Annotated in this window: 17 protein-coding genes; 7 read left to right on the top strand and 10 right to left on the bottom strand. The window is 65.0% G+C overall.

Going from position 1 to position 20,114, the window contains the following annotated elements; genetic code table 11:
- Entirely contained in the window at positions 1–3,093 is a 3,093-nt protein-coding gene (locus ACSBOB_RS23340; RefSeq protein ID WP_442578448.1) for an efflux RND transporter permease subunit, read from the bottom strand.
- On the bottom strand, positions 3,090–4,304 hold the full coding sequence (locus tag ACSBOB_RS23335) for an efflux RND transporter periplasmic adaptor subunit (RefSeq protein WP_442578447.1): 1,215 nt from the start codon (positions 4,302–4,304) through the stop codon (positions 3,090–3,092). Before ACSBOB_RS23335 ends, ACSBOB_RS23340 begins: the two co-directional genes overlap by 4 nt.
- 157 nt (positions 4,305–4,461) lie before the next feature.
- Between ACSBOB_RS23335 and ACSBOB_RS23330 the strand changes: the two genes are divergently transcribed.
- Positions 4,462–5,046, top strand: coding sequence for a TetR/AcrR family transcriptional regulator (locus ACSBOB_RS23330; protein ID WP_442578446.1), 585 nt, complete (start codon positions 4,462–4,464; stop codon positions 5,044–5,046).
- Between the two features lie 6 nt (positions 5,047–5,052).
- Here the strand turns inward: ACSBOB_RS23330 and ACSBOB_RS23325 are convergent, their stop codons facing one another.
- Genes ACSBOB_RS23325 through ACSBOB_RS23305 form a run of 5 tightly spaced genes read right to left on the bottom strand, consistent with a single transcriptional unit; the run spans position 5,053 to position 9,503 of the window.
- Positions 5,053–5,829, bottom strand: coding sequence for an ABC transporter permease (locus ACSBOB_RS23325; RefSeq protein WP_442578445.1), 777 nt, complete (start codon positions 5,827–5,829; stop codon positions 5,053–5,055).
- On the bottom strand, positions 5,826–6,680 hold the full coding sequence (locus ACSBOB_RS23320; protein WP_442578444.1) for an ABC transporter permease: 855 nt from the start codon (positions 6,678–6,680) through the stop codon (positions 5,826–5,828). Before ACSBOB_RS23320 ends, ACSBOB_RS23325 begins: the two co-directional genes overlap by 4 nt.
- A complete protein-coding gene (locus tag ACSBOB_RS23315; protein ID WP_442578443.1) occupies positions 6,677–7,771 on the bottom strand; it encodes an ABC transporter ATP-binding protein in 1,095 nt (364 codons plus the stop codon). Before ACSBOB_RS23315 ends, ACSBOB_RS23320 begins: the two co-directional genes overlap by 4 nt.
- Entirely contained in the window at positions 7,768–8,886 is a 1,119-nt protein-coding gene (locus tag ACSBOB_RS23310) for an ABC transporter substrate-binding protein (RefSeq protein WP_442578442.1), read from the bottom strand. The genes ACSBOB_RS23315 and ACSBOB_RS23310 overlap by 4 nt, the downstream gene beginning before the upstream one ends.
- The gene (locus ACSBOB_RS23305) at positions 8,883–9,503 is read right to left on the bottom strand and encodes a TetR family transcriptional regulator (RefSeq protein ID WP_442578441.1); all 621 of its coding nucleotides are present in this window, start codon (positions 9,501–9,503) and stop codon (positions 8,883–8,885) included. Before ACSBOB_RS23305 ends, ACSBOB_RS23310 begins: the two co-directional genes overlap by 4 nt.
- A gap of 70 nt (positions 9,504–9,573) precedes the next feature.
- On the opposite strand from ACSBOB_RS23305, the gene ACSBOB_RS23300 reads away from it, so the two are divergent.
- Both ACSBOB_RS23300 and ACSBOB_RS23295 read left to right on the top strand, forming a co-directional pair.
- Complete coding sequence (locus tag ACSBOB_RS23300) at positions 9,574–10,437, top strand: cupin domain-containing protein (protein ID WP_442578440.1); 864 nt, start codon at positions 9,574–9,576, stop codon at positions 10,435–10,437.
- 2 nt (positions 10,438–10,439) lie between these two features.
- On the top strand, positions 10,440–11,330 hold the full coding sequence (locus ACSBOB_RS23295; protein WP_442578439.1) for an ROK family protein: 891 nt from the start codon (positions 10,440–10,442) through the stop codon (positions 11,328–11,330).
- Between the two features lie 163 nt (positions 11,331–11,493).
- Here ACSBOB_RS23295 and ACSBOB_RS23290 read toward each other — a convergent pair whose 3' ends face one another.
- The 3 genes from ACSBOB_RS23290 to ACSBOB_RS23280 all read right to left on the bottom strand — a co-directional run bounded on the left by ACSBOB_RS23290 (position 11,494) and on the right by ACSBOB_RS23280 (position 15,263).
- The gene (locus tag ACSBOB_RS23290; RefSeq protein ID WP_442578438.1) at positions 11,494–12,735 is read right to left on the bottom strand and encodes an adenylate/guanylate cyclase domain-containing protein; all 1,242 of its coding nucleotides are present in this window, start codon (positions 12,733–12,735) and stop codon (positions 11,494–11,496) included.
- Positions 12,736–13,034: 299 nt separating this feature from the next.
- Positions 13,035–14,567, bottom strand: a complete 1,533-nt coding sequence (locus ACSBOB_RS23285) for a GMC family oxidoreductase (protein WP_442578437.1) — start codon at positions 14,565–14,567, stop codon at positions 13,035–13,037.
- Between the two features lie 42 nt (positions 14,568–14,609).
- The gene (locus tag ACSBOB_RS23280) at positions 14,610–15,263 is read right to left on the bottom strand and encodes a FadR/GntR family transcriptional regulator (protein WP_442578436.1); all 654 of its coding nucleotides are present in this window, start codon (positions 15,261–15,263) and stop codon (positions 14,610–14,612) included.
- Between the two features lie 174 nt (positions 15,264–15,437).
- On the opposite strand from ACSBOB_RS23280, the gene ACSBOB_RS23275 reads away from it, so the two are divergent.
- From ACSBOB_RS23275 to ACSBOB_RS23260, 4 genes are all read left to right on the top strand, one after another.
- A complete protein-coding gene (locus tag ACSBOB_RS23275; protein ID WP_442578435.1) occupies positions 15,438–17,066 on the top strand; it encodes a GMC family oxidoreductase in 1,629 nt (542 codons plus the stop codon).
- A 267-nt stretch (positions 17,067–17,333) separates the two neighbouring features.
- Positions 17,334–18,476 carry a cupin domain-containing protein gene (locus tag ACSBOB_RS23270; RefSeq protein WP_442578434.1) on the top strand — a complete coding sequence of 381 codons (1,143 nt, stop codon included), beginning with the start codon at positions 17,334–17,336 and terminating at the stop codon, positions 18,474–18,476.
- Between the two features lie 75 nt (positions 18,477–18,551).
- Complete coding sequence (locus ACSBOB_RS23265; protein WP_442578433.1) at positions 18,552–19,679, top strand: LVIVD repeat-containing protein; 1,128 nt, start codon at positions 18,552–18,554, stop codon at positions 19,677–19,679.
- 8 nt (positions 19,680–19,687) lie between these two features.
- Positions 19,688–20,098, top strand: a complete 411-nt coding sequence (locus tag ACSBOB_RS23260; RefSeq protein ID WP_442578432.1) for a RidA family protein — start codon at positions 19,688–19,690, stop codon at positions 20,096–20,098.
- Positions 20,099–20,114 lie beyond the last annotated feature (16 nt).

The raw sequence follows: 20,114 nt of genomic DNA, 5'->3' as shown, positions 1-20,114 counted from the left end.
TCAGTGTGCCTTGGCCTGTCTTCCAAATGCGGGTGGTGCCGTCGGCATCTCGACCTTTGGCGCAAGCTCCTTGCGGGCGATGTAGGTGTAGAACATCGGCACCACGAACAGCGTGAATAGCGTGCCGACCAAAATGCCGGTGAAGATCACCAGGCCCATCGAGTAACGCGCCGCGGCGCCGGCGCCGCTGGAGGTGATCAGCGGCACGACGCCCAGCGCCATCGCCGCCGTGGTCATCAGGATCGGCCGCAGGCGGACCTTTGCCGAGGCGATGATGGCGTCGCGGCGCGACAGGCCGTGCTCCTCGCGCTGCTGGTTGGCGAATTCGACCAGCAGGATGCCGTGCTTGGTGATCAGCCCGATCAGCGTGATCAGTCCGACCTGCGTGTAGATGTTGAGCGTGCCGAGGCCGAGATTGAGCGGCACGATGGCGCCGAAGATCGACAGCGGCACCGACATCATGATGATCAGCGGATCCCGGAAGCTCTCGAACTGCGCCGCCAGCACCAGATAGATGACCAGCACAGCCGCCGCGAAGGCGATCAGGATCGTGTTGCCCTGTTCCTTCTCCTGCCGGGACTGGCCGGAATAGTCGATGAAGAAGGTGTCGGTCAGGGTCTGGTTGGCGATGTCCTCGATCACCTTCAGCCCGTCGCCGGTGGTGACCCCAGGCAACGGCAGGGCGGAGATCGTCGCGGAGTTCAACTGGTTGAACTGCTCGATCGCTGCCGGGGAGGCGTTTGTCGAAATTTTCACCACGGCGGACAGAGGCACCATCACACCCGTCGAGCTGCGCACGAAGAATCCGCCCAGCTTCTCGGGATTGTCGCGAAACTCCCGCGGCACCTGCGGGATGATGTCGTAGCTGTTTGAATCGCGGTCGAACTGCGCGACCTCGGCGCCGCCGACGAGAAGCGTCAGCGTGCGGCCGATATCGGCGATCGGCAGGTTAAGCGCGGCGGCGCGGTCTCGGTCGATCGTCACCGTCACCTCGGGAGCGTCGAACGCCATCGAGTTCTGGACGACGATGAAGCGGCCGGACGCCTGCGCCTTGTTCTTGATTTCCTCCGCCGCCTCGAACACTTGCCCGGCGTCGCCGGTCGAGCGCACCACCATGGTGATCGGCAGGCCGCCGCCGGAACCCGGCAGCGTCGGCGGCGCGAAGACGAAAGCCTGCACTCCAGCGACCTTGCCAAGGCGGCCGGTAATATCCGCCTGGAGTTCCTTGGAACTGCGGGTGCGCTCGGCCCAGTCCTTGAACGCGAAGCCGACAAAGGCGCTGTTGGTGGCGCCGCCGAACGCAACGGCCGAAAACAGCGCCCGGGTTTCCGGGATATCCTCCACCAGGTCGTTGATCTGCTTGACGTAGCGCTCGGTGTAGTCGGAAGTGGCATAGCGTGGCGCCGTCACCAGCGACAGCAGAAACCCCTGGTCTTCCTCCGGGGCCAACTCGCTCGAGGTTTTTGTGAACATGAAGCCGGTCAACGCGACCAGCGCGATGACGATCATCAGCGTCACCGGCCGGTATTTGAGCGAGCCGGTCACCAGGCTTCCATAGATGCGCTCGACGCGGCCGAACACGCTGTCGATGATGCGCTGGAAACGGCCGGGCGCGCCGGCTTTCAGCAGGCGGGCCGACATCATCGGCGTGATGGTCATCGCGACGATGCCGGAAAGCACCACGGCGCCGGCCAGCGTCACTGCGAACTCGCGGAACAGCGACCCGGTGAGGCCGCCGGTGAAGGCCAGCGGCGCGAACACGGCGGCCAGGGTTATCGTCATGGCGACGATGGCCGACGAGATCTCCCGCATGCCGGTGAAGGCCGCCTGCATAGGCGACATGTGGTCTTCTTCCATGTGCCGGTGGATGTTCTCCACCACCACGATGGCGTCGTCGACCACGAGGCCGATGGCGAGCACCATGGCGAGCAGCGACAACAGGTTGATCGAATAGCCGACCGAATAGAGCAGGAAGCAGACGCCGATCAGCGCCAGCGGAATGGTGACGATCGGCATCAGAACCGAGCGGAACGAGCCCAGGAACAGCAGGATGACCACGACGACGATGGCCACAGCCTCGCCGATGGTCTTGAACACCTCTTCGATGGAGGCGCCGATCTGCTCGGTGGAATCGTAGACGATCTGGATCGTCATCCCCAGCGGCAGCGTGTCCTGGATCGTCGGGATGATGTTGTGGATCGCCGCCGCCGTTGTCAGGGGGTTGGCGGCGGGCGTCGGGAAGATGGCGAGGAAGGTGCCGGGCTTACCGTTGAAGGTCACCCTTGCATCCGTGCTCTCGGCGGCGAGTTCGACCCGCGCCACGTCGCTCAGCCGCACCACATTGCCGTCCGTCGAGCGCAGCGGCAGCGCTGCGAAGGCCTCCGGCGTCTGCAGGGTCGAACGCACGGTGACCGACGAGACGACATATTCGTTTTCGGTATTGCCCGGCGCCGACAGGAAGTTCGAATTGTTGATCGCGGTCAATACGTCCGCTGCCGTCACCTCGCGCGCGGCGAGCCGCACAGGGTCGATCCATACGCGCATCGAATAGTCGGCGGCGCCGAAGATCTGCACGTCGGCGACGCCCTCCACCGTCGACATGCGCGGGCGGATCACGCGCTCGATGTACTCGGTTAGCTGTTCCGGCGTCATGTTCGGATTCTGCATCGAGATGTACATCATCGCGAATTGCTGGCCGGTGCCCTTGACGATGACCGGGTCCTTGGCCTCGGTCGGCAAGGTGCCCCGCACGCCCTGCACCTTCGACAGCACCTCGGTCAGCGCGACGTCGGGATTGGAGCCGAGCTTCATCTGCACCGTCACGGTGCTCAACGAAGGCCGGCTGGAGGAGGTGACGTAGTCGATGTTCTCGGTCGAGGCGACGGCGCGCGCGATCGGCGCGGAGATAAAGCCCTGGATCAGGTCGGCGCTGGCGCCGGGATAGGCGGTCGTCACCGTTATGACGGTTTCGTCGACCTTCGGATACTGCCTGATCGACAGGCTGAAGATGCCCTGGAAGCCGAGCAGCAGGATCATGCAGGCCAGAACGGTCGAAAGGACCGGACGGCGGATGAAGAGATCGGAGAAACTCATTGCGCGGCTGTCTTCTGGTCGGGCGTGATGGTGTTGTCGATCGCGACCGCGACGCCGTTGTAGAGCCGGTTCTGGCCGGCGGTGATGACGACGTCGCCGGCAGAGAGGCCGGACTTGATCTCGACCAACCCTTCGGCGCGACGGCCGAGCTTGACGAAGACCTGGCGCGCCACGAGGTTTTGCGCAGGTTCAGGCTTGGGCTCGGCGGCCATGGCGGCACCGGCCGGAACCGGCTTTTCCTCGGCCTGGCTGACCTTCGGCTCGTCGGCCGCCGCCGGCTTCGGCTCTTCCTTCTTGACGTCGGGCGATTGGACGACATAGACATAATCGCCATAGAGGCTGGTCACCACGGCGGTCTGCACCACGGCGATCACGTCCTTCTCTTCCGGCAACTGCACTTGCACCTGTACGAACTGGCCGGGGCTGAGCTTTCCGTCGGGATTGGAGACCTCGGCGCGAACCGTGACGAGGCGCGTCGCCGGGTCGACCTTCGGGTCGATGCCGGTGACTTTTCCGGTGAAATTCCAGACGCCCTGGTCGGTGCCGAGCCGCACCGGCTGGCCCATCCTGAGTTCGGCGAGCCTTTGCTCAGGCACAGTGAAGTCGGCGCGCATGGTGTCGAGGTCCTGCAGCGTGGCGACGGTGGTGCCGGGCTGCAGATACTGGCCGACCTCGATCTTCGGAATGCCGACCGTCCCGCCGAACGGGGCGCGCAACTGCTTCTGGTCGAGCACTGCCTGCAGCTTGGCGACGTTGGCAGTCGCGGTCTGGGCCGCCGCCGCTGCTGCGTCGGCGGCAACGTCCGAGCCGACGCCGCGCTTCTGCAGGGCGAGCGCACGATCGAGCGCCAGCTTGCCGAGCGAGGCCGTTGCCTTCTGGGCTTCGAGGTCGGCGCGCTCGACGGCGTCGTCGAGCTGCACTAGGACCTGATTGTCGTCGACGTGCTGGTTCGCCTTGAACAGGATGGTCTTGACGATGCCGGTGGTCTCGACGCTGAGGTCGACGCCCTGCGCGGCGGCCACCGTGCCCAGCGCCTCGATGCCGGGCGTCCAGGTCACGGGCTCCACGTCTTCGGTCGACACGGTGAGCGTCGGCCGGGGCATGTTGGCAAAATAGTCCTTGATGCCCTGATCGCGGAGCATGTTGAAGCCGACGATGCCGCCGCAGACGAAGACGAGCAGGACGAACGCGATGATGAAGCGCAGGATCATGGGATTACCGGTATTGGAAGGCTGCCCTGGTTCCGCAATCACGTATCAATGTCGGTGACCCGGAGACGGCCGCTTGAAGTTCGGCGGCGATTACTGTACCGTCTGGACGGTAATGTCAACTGACAATCCCGTAAGAAAAGCGGGAGAGGAAACGCCGATGGATATGGTCACCAGACAGCGGCCGGACGCTCCGGCGCGGCCGACCGCCCGTGCGAAAATTCTGGCGGCGGCGGCCGATATCGCGCGCGACGTGGGTCCGGCGAACCTCTCGCTCGACGCGGTCGCGGCGCGAGCCGGCGTGTCGAAAGGCGGACTGCTCTACCATTTTCCCTCGAAGGCCGACCTGCTGAAAGCGATCATCGAGGATCATCTCAGGCATTTCGAACAGGAACTGGCCGCGTGTCGGGGACCGGATGGCGGGCCGGTCAACATTCTCAGCGCCTATCTGGATACGTCCATGGTCGATTGCGCGCAAAAGACGCCGCCGGCCTCCGGCGTTTTGGCTGCCATCGTCCAGCACCCGGAAATGATGGCACCGCTCACGGTCTTCAAGCGTCAGATGCTCGACCGGCTGAAGGCGGACGCCGGCGAAGAATCGACGGCGCTGATCCTGTTCCTGGCGATGGAGGGCCTGCGCAGCATGAAATTGTTCGACTCCGACGTCCTCTCGACGGAGGAGACCGACAAGGCCGTCGAGGCACTGCGCCGGCTTATCGGCTGCACCGCGGCGGAAGTCGCGTAGCGGCAATCAGCCCCGGTAGCGCGTCATGCGCAATGCCAGCGCGGCGCAGCCGATGGTGATCACCAGGATGACGGTAGCGATGGCGTTGATCGACGGATCGAGCGCCGTGCGCATCTTGCCCCAGACGAAGGTCGACAGCGTGTTGCCCGAACCGATGGTGAAGACGGTGACGATGAATTCGTCGAGCGACAGGGCGAAGGCGATCAAGGCCGCGCCGACGATGGCCGCGCTGATCTGCGGAAGCGTTACTTTCCGGAACGCCTGCCAGGGAGACGCACCGAGGTCGCGCGCCGCTTCCAGGCAGGTGTGATCGAAGGTCGCCATGCGTGCCGCGATGATCAGCGCCACGAAGGGCTGCGTCAGAAGCACGTGACCGCCGATGACGGCGGGCAGGCCGAGCGGCATCTGCAGCCAGCGCACCAGCAGCACGACCAAGCCGATCGCCACCACCAGCGGCGGAATCATCACCGGCACCGACAGCGCGGTCAACAGGGGCATGCCGAGCCGGCTGCGCCATTGCGACAGCGCCATAGCGGCCAGCGTGCCGGTGACGGTGGACAGGACCGCGACGGGAACGGCGATTGCGAGGCTGTTTTGCAGTGCGCCCCAGAATTCCGGCGTACCGGCGAGGCGGCGATACCAGTCGAGCGTAAAGCCAGTGAGCGGCAGGCTGACCAGCGCGCTGGAGTTGAAGGAAAACAGCACCACCAACACCAGCGGCCCGAGCATGAACAGTACGAACAGGCCGAGCACCAGCGCCCAGACGAGTGACGAAAACCTCATGGCCGGCGTCTTCCGAACGCCAGCACCGAAGCGGCGGCGAGCACCAGCAGGCAGGCGCCCATCAGCGTGAACGACATCGCCGCGCCGGCCGGCCAGTTGAAGCGGGTGGAAAATTCCTGGGCGATGAACTGGCCGATCATCGTGCCCGAGCCGCCGCCGAGGAACAGCGGCGTGACATAATCGCCCGCCGCGCTCAGGAAGGAGATCGCGAAGGCCGAGAACAGGCCGAACCGGCATTGCGGAATGACAACCCGCCACAGCGTCTGCCAGGGCGATGCGCCCAGGTCATGCGCTGCCTCCAGCGTGATGTCGCGCACATTGCGCAGCTCGGCGTAGATCGGCAACAGCGCGAAAGGCAGCAAGAAATTCACCAGCGCGACGATCACCGCGCCCGGATTGTAGATCAGCCAGCCGACCGGTTCCGTTACTATGCCTGCGCCGAGGAGCAGCGAATTGACGATGCCGTCCTGGCTGAGGATTGCCTTCCAGGCGTAGATTTTCACCAGATAGCCGCCGAACAGCGCGATGAGGGCGGTGACGATCAGCCAGTCGCCATGCCGCCCGGCGCGGAAACGTACGCCGTAAGCGAAGATGAAGCCGAGAACCGTGCAGAACAGCGCGGTGGCGATGCCGATCGCCAGCGTCGACAGCATCAGGCCGGAATAGGCGGTGAAGACGCGGGTGTAGGCGGCGAAGGAGAAGTCCGGCCGCAGCGCGAAGCTGCGCACGGTCCAGAAGCTGACGACCAGCAGCAGCGACATCGGCACGACGAAGAGCGTGGCGAACACAAGGTAGGACGGCGCCAGGAAAAGCCCGCGCCGCGCGCCGCTCATGGTCGGCTCGGCCCTCATCGGCCGACCTCGACCAGCGCCTTCGCCGGCCATGAAATGGCAACCTCCGTGCCGGGATCCAGATCGAGCGTCCTGTCCGGCTCGGCGAGTGTCAGAAGCAGCGTCTGTCCGTTGGGCGCGGTCACGCTGGCGCGGCCGGAGCCGCCGAGATGTATGGCTTCGTTCACTGTTGCGGCGATCGCGACCCTGTCGCCGCTTTCTTCATGCATGACTGCGTCGAGCCGGATGTCTTCCGGCCGAAGCACGAAGCTGGCGCGGCTGTCTGAACCCTGAGACGCGAAGCTGGATCCGACGTCCAGAGCGACGCGGCCATTGGTCCGCGTGCCGTCGAGCACGTTGGCGTCGCCGACGAACCGCGCGGCGAACAGGCTTGCCGGCCTGCGATAGACCTCGTGCGGGCGGCCGATCTGCTCGATGCGTCCGGCATTCATGACGACCAGCCGGTCGGCCAGCGCGAAGGCCTCGTTCTGGTCGTGCGTGACATAGATGAAGGTGCCGCCGGCTTCGCGGTGGATGCGGCGCAATTCTTCCTGCATGGTCTGGCGCAGCTTGAGGTCGAGGGCCGACAGCGGCTCGTCGAGCAGCAGGATCTTTGGCCGCATGACCAGCGCGCGGGCCAGCGCCACGCGCTGCTGCTGGCCGCCGGAAAGTCGGTCGACCGGACGGTCGTCGAGCCCGTCCAGCCGCACCAGCGCGATGGCGTCGCCGACGCGCCGGCCGATCTCGGCACGCGGCCGGCCGGCGATCGACAGGCCGAAGGCGATGTTTTCCCACACCGTCATGTGCGGGAAAAGGCCGTGGCTCTGGAACACCATGTTGGTCGGCCGCTTCTGCGGCGGCAGTTTTGTCACGTCTTCGCCGGCGATGGTGATGGTGCCGGAAGAGGGCAGCGCGAAGCCGCCGATCATCCTCAGCAGCGTCGACTTCCCGCAGCCGGACGGCCCGAGGATCGCCGTGAACGATCCTACTTCGACTGAAAGGTCGACGGGATGCACCGCTACCGCGCTGCCAAAAGCCTTGGCGACGCCGGAGAGGCTGAGAAGCGGGGATCCGGCCGGCAATGCGCCGGCCGGTTCGGAGCGTGCGGTCATGCCTTAAGGAAGCGCTGGTACTCTTCCTGGACCTGGTCGAAGGTGGCGAATTCGCCTTCCTCCTCCAGCGGCCAGAACGGGTTGAAGCGGGCAAGCTTGAACAGTTCGTCGAGCGCGTCGTAGCGGTAGACCTGGCGGTTGACCTCGTCGACCAGCGGCACGGCGTCGATGTTGATCACCGCCTGGGTGAGATTGGTCGCCATCACCTTCTGGCCTTCCGGCGAGATCGCCTGCGCCAGCGCCTTGTAGGCGGCGTCCAGATGCGGTGCGCCGCGCGGGATCGCGAGCGTATCCATGAACGCCATGACGCCTTCCTGCGGCATGACGAAGGCGAGCTTCTTGCCCTTGGCGGCGGCGAAGCCGACTTGCGCGTCCCAGCCGATCGCCGAAATCACCACCTCGCCGCGCGCGAACAGGTCGGTCGATTCGCCATAGCTCGGCGAGAAGGTGCGGGCATGATCCTTCTTGATGGTGATCAGGAAATCGATCGTCTGCTTCAACTGGTCCATGGTCAGACGGGCCGGCGTCTTGGTACCGGTGACGATCGGCGCCCAGGTGGAGATCAAGCCGGTGATGTCGTCGGTCATCGCCACCTTGCCCTTGAACTCGTCCTTCAGGCAGTCCTTCCACGAGGTCGGCGCGGCAATCGCGCCGGGATCGTAGACCATCGACAGCGTGCCCCAGGTGAACGGCACGGCGTAGAGCTTGCCGTCCTTGCGGATCGTTTCGACATTGAGGAACTGCGGGAACACCTTGTCGATGCCGGCGAGTTTCGTCTCATCGATCGGTTCAATCAGGTCTGCGCCAGACAGGATCGGCACATGGCCGAAATAGATGGTGATCAGGTCGATCTGGCCTGCGCCGCCGGCCTGCAGCTTGGTGATCACCTCCTCGTTGGAACTGATGTATGTGGTGACCAGTTCGATGTCGGCGTCCTTCAGGAAGCTGCCGGCCTTCAGCGGATCGTCATAACCCTGCCAGCCCATCCAGGCGAGTTGAGTGGCGGCGCGCGCCGCGCCGAGGCCGGCGAGCGACAAGGCGCCGGTCGCGGCGGCGCCCGCCATCAGGGTGCGGCGGTTGAGATTGGGAAATGAGAAAGATCGGCCGTCTGTCATTGCGTTCTCCCATTGCTTGATGACGTCATATTTCTCGGTACGGCGACGGGCTCGGCGCGCCCGCGCGTCCATTCGGTGAGGCGGTCGATGACGGCGGCCTTCAGCGCCGGATCGTAGCGCATCAGGTTGAAGCTTTCGGCGAACCACAGCCCGTCCACCGCCATGCGGATGATGGTCGACAGCACAGGGTCGATGGCGTCGGCCTCGATCGCCTTCTGGTGGCGCTGGCCCTGGTCCTGCACCGGTTGCAGGCGCTCCGGCGAATTGGCGAGCGCGGCGGTAATCGCGCCATTGACGTGGTCGAAATGCAGTCCGGTAAAGGGTTCGCCGCGATGCGTGGCGTTGATGTAGGCGCGGATGGCGCGGCCCCGCGCGTCCGGGTCGGTGGCGATGGCATCCGCCCAGGCGGTGTCGAAGCGCTCGACGAAGCGTTCGATCATCGCGGCGGTCAGGGCTTCCTTGCAGTCGAAATGGTAGAGCACGGTGCCCTTGGCGACCTCGGCCTCGACGGCGACGCGGTCGAAGGTCAGGCTGAGCACGCCGTCGCGGGCGACGATCGCCTCGGCTGCATCAAGAAGCCGCTTCCTTGTCTGGTTGACCCGCTTGCCTTTTGCCATGAGTTTTTTGTACTGTCTGGTCAGTATAAAAATCAAGTGCCGTTTTGACTGGCGAGACAAGGAAATCCGCATGGCCTACAAATCGTCGCCGCGCCCGGTGTTCGACCAGCCGACCCATATCCGCTACGCGGACGTGACGCGGCATCTGTGGGGAGACGCCACCACCGGCTACGTCGACGACTGGATCTACGCCTCGACCGACAAGATCCATCAGCTCGTCTTCGGACTGCCGGGCGGCGGCTCGTTCAAGCATTCGGAAGATTTCCGCACCGTCTTCGGCGCCGACGAGGTGCTTTACGTGCTGTCCGGCACTTATGGCTCCGCCAATCCCGAGACCGGCGAGGTCCGCGTGGTCAAGGCAGGCGAGGCGGTGTTTTTCCGCAAGGACACCTGGCACCACGGATTCAGCCTGTCGTCCGAACCGGTGCGCGTGCTGGAATATTTCGCGCCACCGCCCTCGACGGGCACGTCGGGCGCTTATGCCCGCACCCGGCCCTATGTTTCGGAGCCCGCCTATCGCCAGGAGAAATTCATCGGGCGCTGGCCGCTGGCGACCGCCGAGGAAAAGGCCGGCGCGACCATGCATGTGCTGCGCGACGCGGACATGCTGTGGGAACTCGACATCGAGGACCAGGGAGTGATGACCGGCCTGTTCGCCTCGACCGAGCATCTGACGTCGGGCAAGACGACGGTGCTGCCGGGCCGCAAATCGTCGATCCAGACACATGCCGGCGACGAATGCCTCTATGTGCTGTCCGGCTGCCTCAATGTACTGACGCCCGACCGTGACGGCCAGGTGTGGTTCGAGGTGCATCCCGGCGACGGGTTCTTCGTGCCGGCCGGCGCGCGCCACCGCTATGCCAATATGGGCGGCGAACCGGCGGTGTTCGTGTTCGGCGTCGCGCCGGGCTACCTGCCGGCGGCCGCTGTCTGACTATGCTTGCGATCGGAGTTGACGTCGGCGGCAGCAAGGCGTCGGTCGGCATCGTCGATACGGCGGATGCGCGCATCGTCGAGCGGCTGGAGATCGCCACGCCACCGGTCGAGGAGACCGGCGATGCGTTCCTGGCCGCCGTTGCCGAGGCGGGGCGCGATCTCGCCGCGAGGCGCGGCGGAGCCCCGATGCCGACTGGCATCGGCATATGCGAACTGGTCGACATCGGCGGCGAAATCCTGAGCGAGCATCGGGTGCGTTGGAACACTGCAGATGTGAGTCGTGCCTTCTCATTCGCGAAAACCGTGCTGATCGAGGCGGATGTGCGCGCGGCGGCGGTGGCGGAGGCCAATTTCGGTGCGGGAGCGGGGCTGCGGCACTGGATCTACGCCAATGCCGGCACCGGGATCGCCACCGTGCTGATGGACGGGCGAACGCCCTATCTCGGCGCGCATGGGCGCGGCGTGGCGATGGGCATGAGCCTTGCCGACCTTCGCCCCGTGGAAGGGCCGTCGCCCACCGTCGAGGACATCGCCGGCGGGGCCGGCATGCTGGCGCGCGCCCGAAAGGCGGGGCTGGCGGTCGTCCGTATTGCCGACCTGATCGACCGGGCCAACGCCGATCACGAGCCGGAGCGGACAATCGTCGCGGAGGGCGGCCACATCTTCGGCCGGTCGCTGGCGTTGCTTGCCAACAGCCTCGACCCGGAGGCGATCGTCATCGGCGGCGGCATCGCGGCGGCAAGCGCCGGTTACATCGCGGCCAGCAGCGAGGCCTTCATAGGTTCGGTCTGGTATGCCCGCGATGGGGTTCCGGCGCTGCGCACCGCCCGCTTTGGCTCGGAATCCGGGCTGATCGGCGCGGCGCTGCTGGCGGCGCGTCAGGCCGGCTGACCCCCGAGGCGCTGTCCGCCGTCGAATGCATTGGCATAACCGACGGCAGACATTCTAGTCGCCGCAAACCCCGGCGAGCACGTGGTGCTGTCGTCGCGAATGCCGAGGATACTCTGGGATCAGCGGCAGCGGTGCGACAGGGAATGCCGTTTGCCCACCCCGTTCAAACGTCGATCCGGTCGTCGGCGAACGCCAGGACTTCGATGGGATCCCCTAGCCCCTTGAGGGGATGGAAGCCGAGATTTTCGAGCTTCGAATCGCAGCCCGCCGCGTCCGCGAATGCCCTGGACAAAAGTACCGGCCGCTTCACTTCTTTGGTCAGGCTTTCGATGCGGGACGCCACGTTGACGGCCGGGCCGATGACAGTGAAGTCGAGGCGCGTGCGCGAGCCGATGTTGCCGTACATCACTTCGCCGACGTGGACGCCGATGCCGTATCCGAGCGCCTGATGCCCTTCACGAACGTTCTTTGCGTTCAGGTCGCGTATGGCGACCTGCGCTTCGCTGATGGACCTCAGCAGGTTGCGGCATGCCTCCGGGTTGCTGAGCGGAAAGATCGCGAGCAGGCCGTCGCCCATGAACTTCAAGATCTCGCCGCCATGCCGCTCGATCGGTTCGCACATGGCGTCGAAATAGCCGTTCAGAAGCTCGATCACGTCGTCGCGGGGCCAGGCATCCGAGATCGCGGTGAAGTCGCGAAGATCGCAGATGAGGATGGCCGCGCCGACCGACGTTCCGCTGCCGCGCATCGTCGCGCCCGCCAGGATCTTCTCGCTGGCGTGGGGGCCGACATAGGTTTCGAGCAAGGTGCGCGCCAGCCGGTTCTTGATTCGGATTTCGCTGACCAGGGCCAGCGCCGGAAGCAGGTCCTTCAGATATTGCAGATGGCCGTCTTCGAAGCCGCCCGGCGCATCGGTCGCGAAGCTCACCACCTGCCGCTTGCCGAGCGTGTGGTCGACGGGCCAGGCGACATAGTCCGTATAGCCTTCGTCCCGCAGTTCCTTGTAGACGGGGTGTTCGGGTTCCGCGCTGACGGTCCCAAGCCGCCGCCGGGCTTCGCTGGCGCCGTTGTTGATGTCTCGGATCGGGCTGTTCGCATATTGCGCGCTGTCTTCGACGTCATGGCCGAAGGTTGTCATCTCCGCCTCCGACATGCCCTTTTTCCAAAGCATCCGGGCGCCAAGCCACTGCGGATTGAGTGTCCGCATGTAAAGTGTGGCCCGTGAGATGGGAACGCCCTCCTCGACGAGCCTCCGGCACATCTCGACCAGGATGTTGTCGATGAAACGTTCGGTCCTGGTTTCGATCATGAGCCAGTCGAGCGTCGATCGTCTTGCCGTCGGCCACAGCCCCTCCTTCGGGGACGTCTGGACGGGCAGGGGCGCGTTGTTGAGAACCAGGTTCATGGGGCAACTCCTAGCACGGCTGCGCGGCAGGTCCGTGGGCTGGTTGGTGCGGCCGATCTTTCCAGGCGACCTGGATCGCGGTCATATAGGACGGCCACCCCGCCGTTGCAGGGGCAAATTTTTTTGCGGATGGCCGATAAGTTGGTTCTCCGAACTATCGTCGACTTGCGGCAAGCCTCCTGCCTGGACGGGCAAATGATCCTGCGCCGGGGATGCGAGCGAGCATGGCGAGATTTCAAGGCCGGTGACGGCTGGGTTCGACAGACGCTATGAAGGCGCGGCAACCGCCGCAAATGCCTCTATCCCTCGAATTGACGGCACCAGTGCTCGGCGATGGCGACGACGGCGGCATTGATCGGGCCGCTGGGGATGCGCGGAATGATCGAGGCGTCGACCACGCTGAGATTGTCCAGCCCGCGCAGAGTGAGGTCCGGGTCGACGACCGAGGACGGGTCCGATCCCATGCGGCAGGTGCCGCAGGGATGGTGATGGGTTGAGGCGGCCGTGGCGATGAAGGAGTCGATCTCGGCGGGGGTGCGTGTCGCGGGGCCGGGCAGCACCTCTTCGGCCCGCCAAGCGGCGAGGGCCGGATGGTGGCCGATGGCGCGGGCGGCATCGAATGCCTTGCGGAAGGTCGCACGATCCGCCTCGGCTTCGAGGTATCGCGGATCGATGATCGGCGGGAGATGCCGGTCCCCGCTGCGCGGCAGGAGCCGGCCGCGGCTCAGCGGATGCGTCACGCCGAACAGCAGCGTATAGGCCGAGCCGTAGGGTGGTGCCTCGAGGCCCGGCGCGGCGGACGGCGCCACCACGCAGGCGACGACGATGTCCGGGCTGCCGTCATTGCTCGAATGGTCGTCGCTGTTCAGATACATCAGCGATTCGGAATGCTGGAGGCGGGACGGCGGCACCGGCCGCTTCGCCGAATAGACGTTGCCCAGACCAAGCAGGTGATCTTGAAGGTTCGAACCGATTTCCGGGCGGTCGATACGGCATTCGATGCCGGCTTCCTTAAGCGCCGCGCGCGGTCCGATGCCCGAGCGCATCAGTAGCATCGGCGAGCCGATGGCGCCGGCGCAGAGCACGAAGCGATCGGCCTCGATCTTGATCTCCTCGCCATTGACGACGCAGGCCAGCCGGGCTGCGCGCATGCCCTCCAGTTGGAGATGGTCGACCTGGCAATCCGTCAGCACCGTCAGGTTGGGCCGGGCGAGCACGTCCGCCGACAGGTAGGCGTCGGCGACGCTGACGCGCCTTCCCTTGTCGATCGTGAGCGAATTGGGGGAGACGCCGCTAAGCGGACCGCTATTGTGGTCGGTCAACCGCGGCACCCCAAGAGTTTCGCCGGCCGCCATGAAATCGCGCACCAACGGGCTCACTTCGTCGTCAGGGAGATGGACGGAAAGCGGCCCGTCGGTACCGTGGGAGGCGTTGCGGAAGGCGCGAAAAGTCTCGCTCCGGATAAAGGCGGGAAGCAGGGCTTTGAACGACCAGCCCGGCCCGCCTGCCTCCGCCCAGGCGTCGAAATCGTCGGGATGGCCCCGCACATGCGCCATAGCGTGAAGACAGCTCGATCCGCCGACGATCCGCCCGCGCGGCCATTCGTGGACGCGGCCAGCGGTGAAGGGCTGCGGCACCGTGCGGTAGGCCCAGTCGTAGTCGCGGTTCTGGAGCGCGGGCCACTTCGATGGATCGGCAATATTCGGATCGGCCGGCCAGCCGCCGGCCTCGATCAGGACCACGCGACAGGCAGTGTCCTCGCTCAGCCGGCTGGCGACGACCGAACCGGCTGAGCCGGCGCCTATGACGGCTACATCGAAATGCCGCTTCACTGAAAATCGCCTCCCGGCGCAATAGCGATGGAAAGCCCGGGATCAGGCGGCAAAGGCAGCGGCATTGGTGCGTTCGTTGATCTGCTTCTGAACTGAGAGCAGATGCGCGCGCATGGCCGCTTCGGCCGCCTCCGGATCGCGCCGGGCGATCGCTTCGGCGACCAGCCGATGCTCGGAATCGCGCTGCGCGATGCGTTTGGGGCAGCTCGGCGCGCCGGTGCCGGCAATGCGCACCCGCGCATCGACGCCCAGTTGCCGCAGCATCTTGTAGAGCTCGCTGGCGAGATGATTGCGCGCCGCGCTGACCACCGCGAGGTGAAAGGCGAAGTCGACGGCGCCGGACGAGGCGTTCTCGGGCGTCGTCGCCGCGTCGAGGATTCCCGCGATCTCATGCGTCGACGCCCGCACGGAGGCAAGACGCGCCAAGCCCGGTTCGATCAGCAGCCGCAGCTCCAGGATCTCGAGCGGATTGGTGACCCGCACCAGTTCTTCTCCATAGCGCGGCTGCTCCGGCGAGGCCCGCCGCACGCGGGCCGGGGCAAGGTCGCCCGAGCGCCGCAGCGTATCGAGAGCCTTGCGCAACTGGTGGCGCTTGACCTGGAGCCGCTCGGCCAGCTGGCGTTCCGGAGGCAGCGTCCCGAGGTCTCGCTGAAGGTCCAGCACCGCCTTCACGATGTGATCGACGCCAAAGGGCATGACGGCCGATGTGTCCAATACTGACCTCCCGGGCCGATCCGCCCAACGCGGCCGAGGGACTCAACCCCCAACCCAGTGCAACCAAAAGATAGCTGGTTAGACCGTGGTTGACAACATCGGGCGGGCGATGGTTGACTTGTTTCGGGCGCTGCGCCGCTTTTGCCGGGGATGTTCATGCCGACCGCCGAAACCTTCGACTATGTCATCGTCGGCGCCGGGTCGGCCGGCTGCGTGCTCGCCAATCGCCTGAGCGAGGACCCGAAGGTCACGGTCCTGCTCCTGGAAGCAGGCGACTGGGATCGCGACCCGATGATCCACATTCCGCTCGGATGGGGCAAGATCCTGACTGAGCGGCGGCATGACTGGATGTATTTCTGCGAACCGGAAGCCAATGTCGGCGGCCGCAAGGTCGAGTGCGCGCGCGGCAAGGTCATTGGCGGCTCGTCGTCGACCAATGCGATGGCCTATGTTCGCGGCAACCGCGGCGATTTCGATCGCTGGGCGGCGTCGGGCCTCACTGATTGGTCCTACGACAATGTGCTGCCCTACTTCCGCAAGGCCGAAAGCTGGGAGGGCGGCGAAACCCGCTACCGTGGCGGGTCCGGACCGCTTCGAACCCAGTTCTGCCGGTATCGCGACGACCTCATCGACGCCTTCGCTGAAGCCAGTCGCCAGGCCGGCTTTCCGCAGACCGATGACTACAATGCCGGGACGCAGGAAGGTTTTGGCCGGCTGCAGATGACGATCTCCAATGGCCGCCGCTGCTCGTCGGCCACGGCCTATCTCCGGCCGGCGATGCGCCGGCCGAACCTCAAGGTGATGACGCAGGCCATCGCCACGAAAGTACTGCTCGCAAACGGCCGCGCCACCGGCGTCGCCTTTTCGAGGGGAGGCGTGGTCTCGCAGGTCAGTGCTCGGCGCGAGGTCCTGCTTGCCGGCGGCGTCATCAACACACCGCAATTGCTGATGATTTCCGGCATAGGCGATGGAAGCGCGCTCGCCGCCCACGGCATCGAGACGCAGGTCTCGGCTCCCGATGTGGGAAGCAATCTGCAGGACCATGTATCGGTCATCCTGATGTATCGGCGCAAGAGCCAGGGGCCGTTCCTGCGCATGATGCGCGCCGACAGGATCGGCCTCGATTTCGCAAAAACCTATCTGACTGGGCGCGGTTTTTCCGGGGACGTGCCGGGCGGCGTGGTGGCGTTCCTGAAAAGCGACGCGGACCGCCCGCTCCCGGACATCCAACTGCTGTTCACCGCCGCGCCGCTTGGCGCCTGGCCCTATTTCCAGCCGTTCAAGCAGCCGTTTCCCGACGGTTTCGCGACGCGCATCGTCGCCGTCCAGCCGGAGAGCCGCGGGCATGTGGCGCTGGCATCCGCCGATCCGTTCGCCGCGCCGCTGATCCATCAGAATTTCCTGTCGTCGCCGCGCGACTGGCAATCGCTGAGACATGGCTTTCGCGTTGCCCGCAAACTCGCGTCGCAGTCGGTGATGGCGCCGCATGTCGCCGCCGAGTTTTTTCCAGGGCCGAAATGCGAGAGTGACGACGAGATTGATGCGCATATCCGCGCGACGTCGATCACGGTTCATCATCCCGCCGGCACCTGCCGCATGGGCGCCGACGACCGGTCGGTCGTCGATCCGCAACTGAGGGTGCGCGGCGTTGATGCATTGCGGGTCGTCGATGCGTCGGTGATCCCGGACCTTGTTTGCGGCAACATCAACGCGGCCGTCATCATGATCGCGGAGAAGGGCGCCGATCTGATCCGTGCGGCCGCAGCGCAAAGGCTGGCAGCCTGAACTCAACCAAAATGGCTATTGGTTGACTCTTGCGGAATCGTGCCGATGTCCGCCCTGTGGATGGTATCGTCAAACGATGTGTTCTATAAGTAGCTGAATTGCATGTATTTTATTGGGACGATGCTCCTTTTCAAGGGCTATTTGCCTTTCTCCGAAAGCTTCTGAATTGCTGGACAAACGGGTTCGTTTTTGGGCTTGAAGTGCGTAACCGCTATGCTACGGTTGGCTTGGTCGGTAGACATTTGTTCTCGGCAAGGGATGGTTGACATGTCAGTCGCTCGCACGGTCTCGCTCAGCAACAAGCAATCGGCGCTGGCCGACCTCTATGACGACATCCATCGCGGCAACATGTTTCCGTTCTGGGCGACCAAGGACGTCGAGCATGACGAGATCAAACAGCTCATGGCGACGCCGAAGGCGGTGCCGTTCGTCTGGAAATACACCGACATAGAGCCGACGCTGCAGCGCGCGGCGCAACTCGTCACCATGGACGACAGCGAGCGGCGGTCGCTGATCCTGGTCAATCCCGGGCTGGCGCCGAAGCGTGCGTCGGTTTCGACCATGTATACCGCTTACCGGCTGAACGATCCGGACGAGATCATGCCGCCGCACAAGCATTCGCCGAGCGCCATCCGCTTCGGCCTGACAGGCGAGGGCAATTTCACCGGCGTCGAGGGTGAGGACGTGGTGTTCGGCCCCGGCGACATGGTTTTGACGCCGAACGACGCCTGGCATAATCACGGCACGGTCGGCGGCGAGCAGGCGGTGAACCTGTCGGTGCTGGACCTGCCGCTGGTCGAGATGCTGCACGCCGTGCATTTCGACCACAAATACACCGAGATGGTCGACGGCAAGGAGGTCGAGAAGAAGGTCCAGACGGCGCGTTACCCGTCGGATTATTCGCAGCGCATCTATGGCGAGGGCGGCCTGATGCCGCGCTTCGTCGACCACAAGCGCGGCGGCGGGCTGTCCTCGCCTATGTACGTCTATCGCTGGGAGAAGATGCAGGCGGTCCTGGACGCCCACAAGGACTGGGACGGCGACCCCCATGAGGGCATCGTCGTCGACTACGTCGATCCGTCGACCGGCGGGCCTGTCTTCCACACCATCAATTTCTACGTCCAGATGCTGCGTCCCGGCGAGAAGACGCTGCCGCAGCGCGAGACGGCAAGCCTGCTGCTCGCGCCGTTCCGCGGCAAGGGGCACTCGATGATCGACGGCAAGCGCTACGACTGGAACCAGTTCGATACGCTGGCGGTTCCGGGCGGCTCTTGGGTCGAGCATTTCAACGGCTCGGACAAGGAGCCGGTCATCTTCTTCGGTGCGACCGACGCGCCCACCCAGAAGGCCTTGCTGCTCTACAAGCGCTGGGGGCGCAACCAGGCTGGCGACCTGCTTCGTCTCGCCTAGTCTTTCCTATCGCGACGGCCGCCGCGCACGCGGCGTCCGACCCACCCGAGTTTGTCACAGGGAAGGTGTTGCAGTTTGATTTCCGCCGTCAACACGAAACATCTCGCGAATTTCGACTGTCCGGGTGGCGGGCAGGTCTGGGTCGATGGCGACATCCTCTATGTCGGCCATATGCGTCCGCCTTCCGGCACGACGCTCGTCGACATTTCGGACCCGCGCAAGCCGAGGAAGATCGCGACGATCGACGTTCCGCCGGGCTGGCATTCGCACAAGGTGCGGGCCAAGGACGGCGTGATGATCATCAACCACGAGCGCTTCGGCAGCGATGGTCCAGCCGAGTTCGGCGGCGGGCTGGCGATCTACGACACGTCGAAGCCAGCGGAACCGAAACTCATCTCCAAATGGATGACCGGCGGCAAGGGTGTTCACCGCTACGACTATGACGGGCGCTACGCCTTCATCTCTCCGACGGCGGATGGGTATGTCGGCAACATCGTCATGATCCTCGACCTCATCGATCCGGTCCATCCGGTTGAGGTCGGGCGCTGGTGGATACCCGGGCAATGGACCGGCGGCGGCGAGGACTATCCCTGGCATGACTACGTGTCGCCGCGCTGCCATCACCCGCTGCGCATGGGTGACCGGCTGTTTGTCAGCTACTGGCACCACGGCCTGTTCATCCTCGACATCTCCGACATGAGCCGGCCCAAACTGATCAGCCACCTGAATTCCAGCCCTTCCTTCCCGCATCCGACCCATACCTGCCTGCCGATTCCGCAGAAGCTGAAGGGCCGCGACATCATGGTGGTGGCCGACGAGGACGTGGCGAAGCTGCGCCCGTCGCCGCCGGCCTTCTCATGGATTTACGACATCACCGACGAGACCAACCCGCTGCCGATCTCGACGTTCCAGGTGCCGGGCCTCGATCCTGACGGCGCGCCGCAGCCGCCGATGACCGGCTGTCACCAGCCTTCCGAGCGCTTCAAGGGCAGCATCATTCCGTTCGCCTGGTTCGCGCAGGGGCTGCGGCTGGTCGACATCGCCGATCCGTTCGCGCCGAAGGAGGTCGGGCATTTCATGCCGGATCCGCCGGCAGGCGCCGAGCGCTCGTCGTCCAACGACGTCACCATCGACGACCGCGGCATCATCTATCTGATCGACCGCATCCGCGGCGTCGACATCATCGAAACAAGCGTGTTCTAGGAGCGGCCGTGGCGGACAGCACCCGGAAGTCCGACAAGCATTATGCCGTCGGCAACAAGAATCCGAACCTTCCCTTCCATCCGGCGGTCAGGGCCGGCGACTACATCTTCGTCTCCGGCCAGGTACCAAAGGACGAGAACAACAACATGATCGACGGCACGATCGAGGTGGAAACGCTGGCGACGCTGAAGACCATCGAGCGGGTCATTGCGCATGAGGGCGCGACGCTGTCGGACGTGGTGCGCATCACCACCTATTTGCAGGATGTGCGTGATTTCGGACGCTACAACAGGGCCTTCCTCGAAGGCATCGGCGACGCCGTGTTGGCGCGCACCACGGTGGAGGCGCGCGCCGTCATCAACACCAAGATCGAGATGGACGCAATCGTCTACAAGCCGCTGCCGGCCGACAAGGCCTGAGCGGAACAGGACAGGG

The organism is Mesorhizobium sp. KACC 23794 (assembly GCF_052180275.1).
Classification (GTDB): domain Bacteria; phylum Pseudomonadota; class Alphaproteobacteria; order Rhizobiales; family Rhizobiaceae; genus Kumtagia.
Note: the sequence above shows the minus strand (reverse complement) of the source record. Positions and strands in the feature narration are given on the sequence as shown.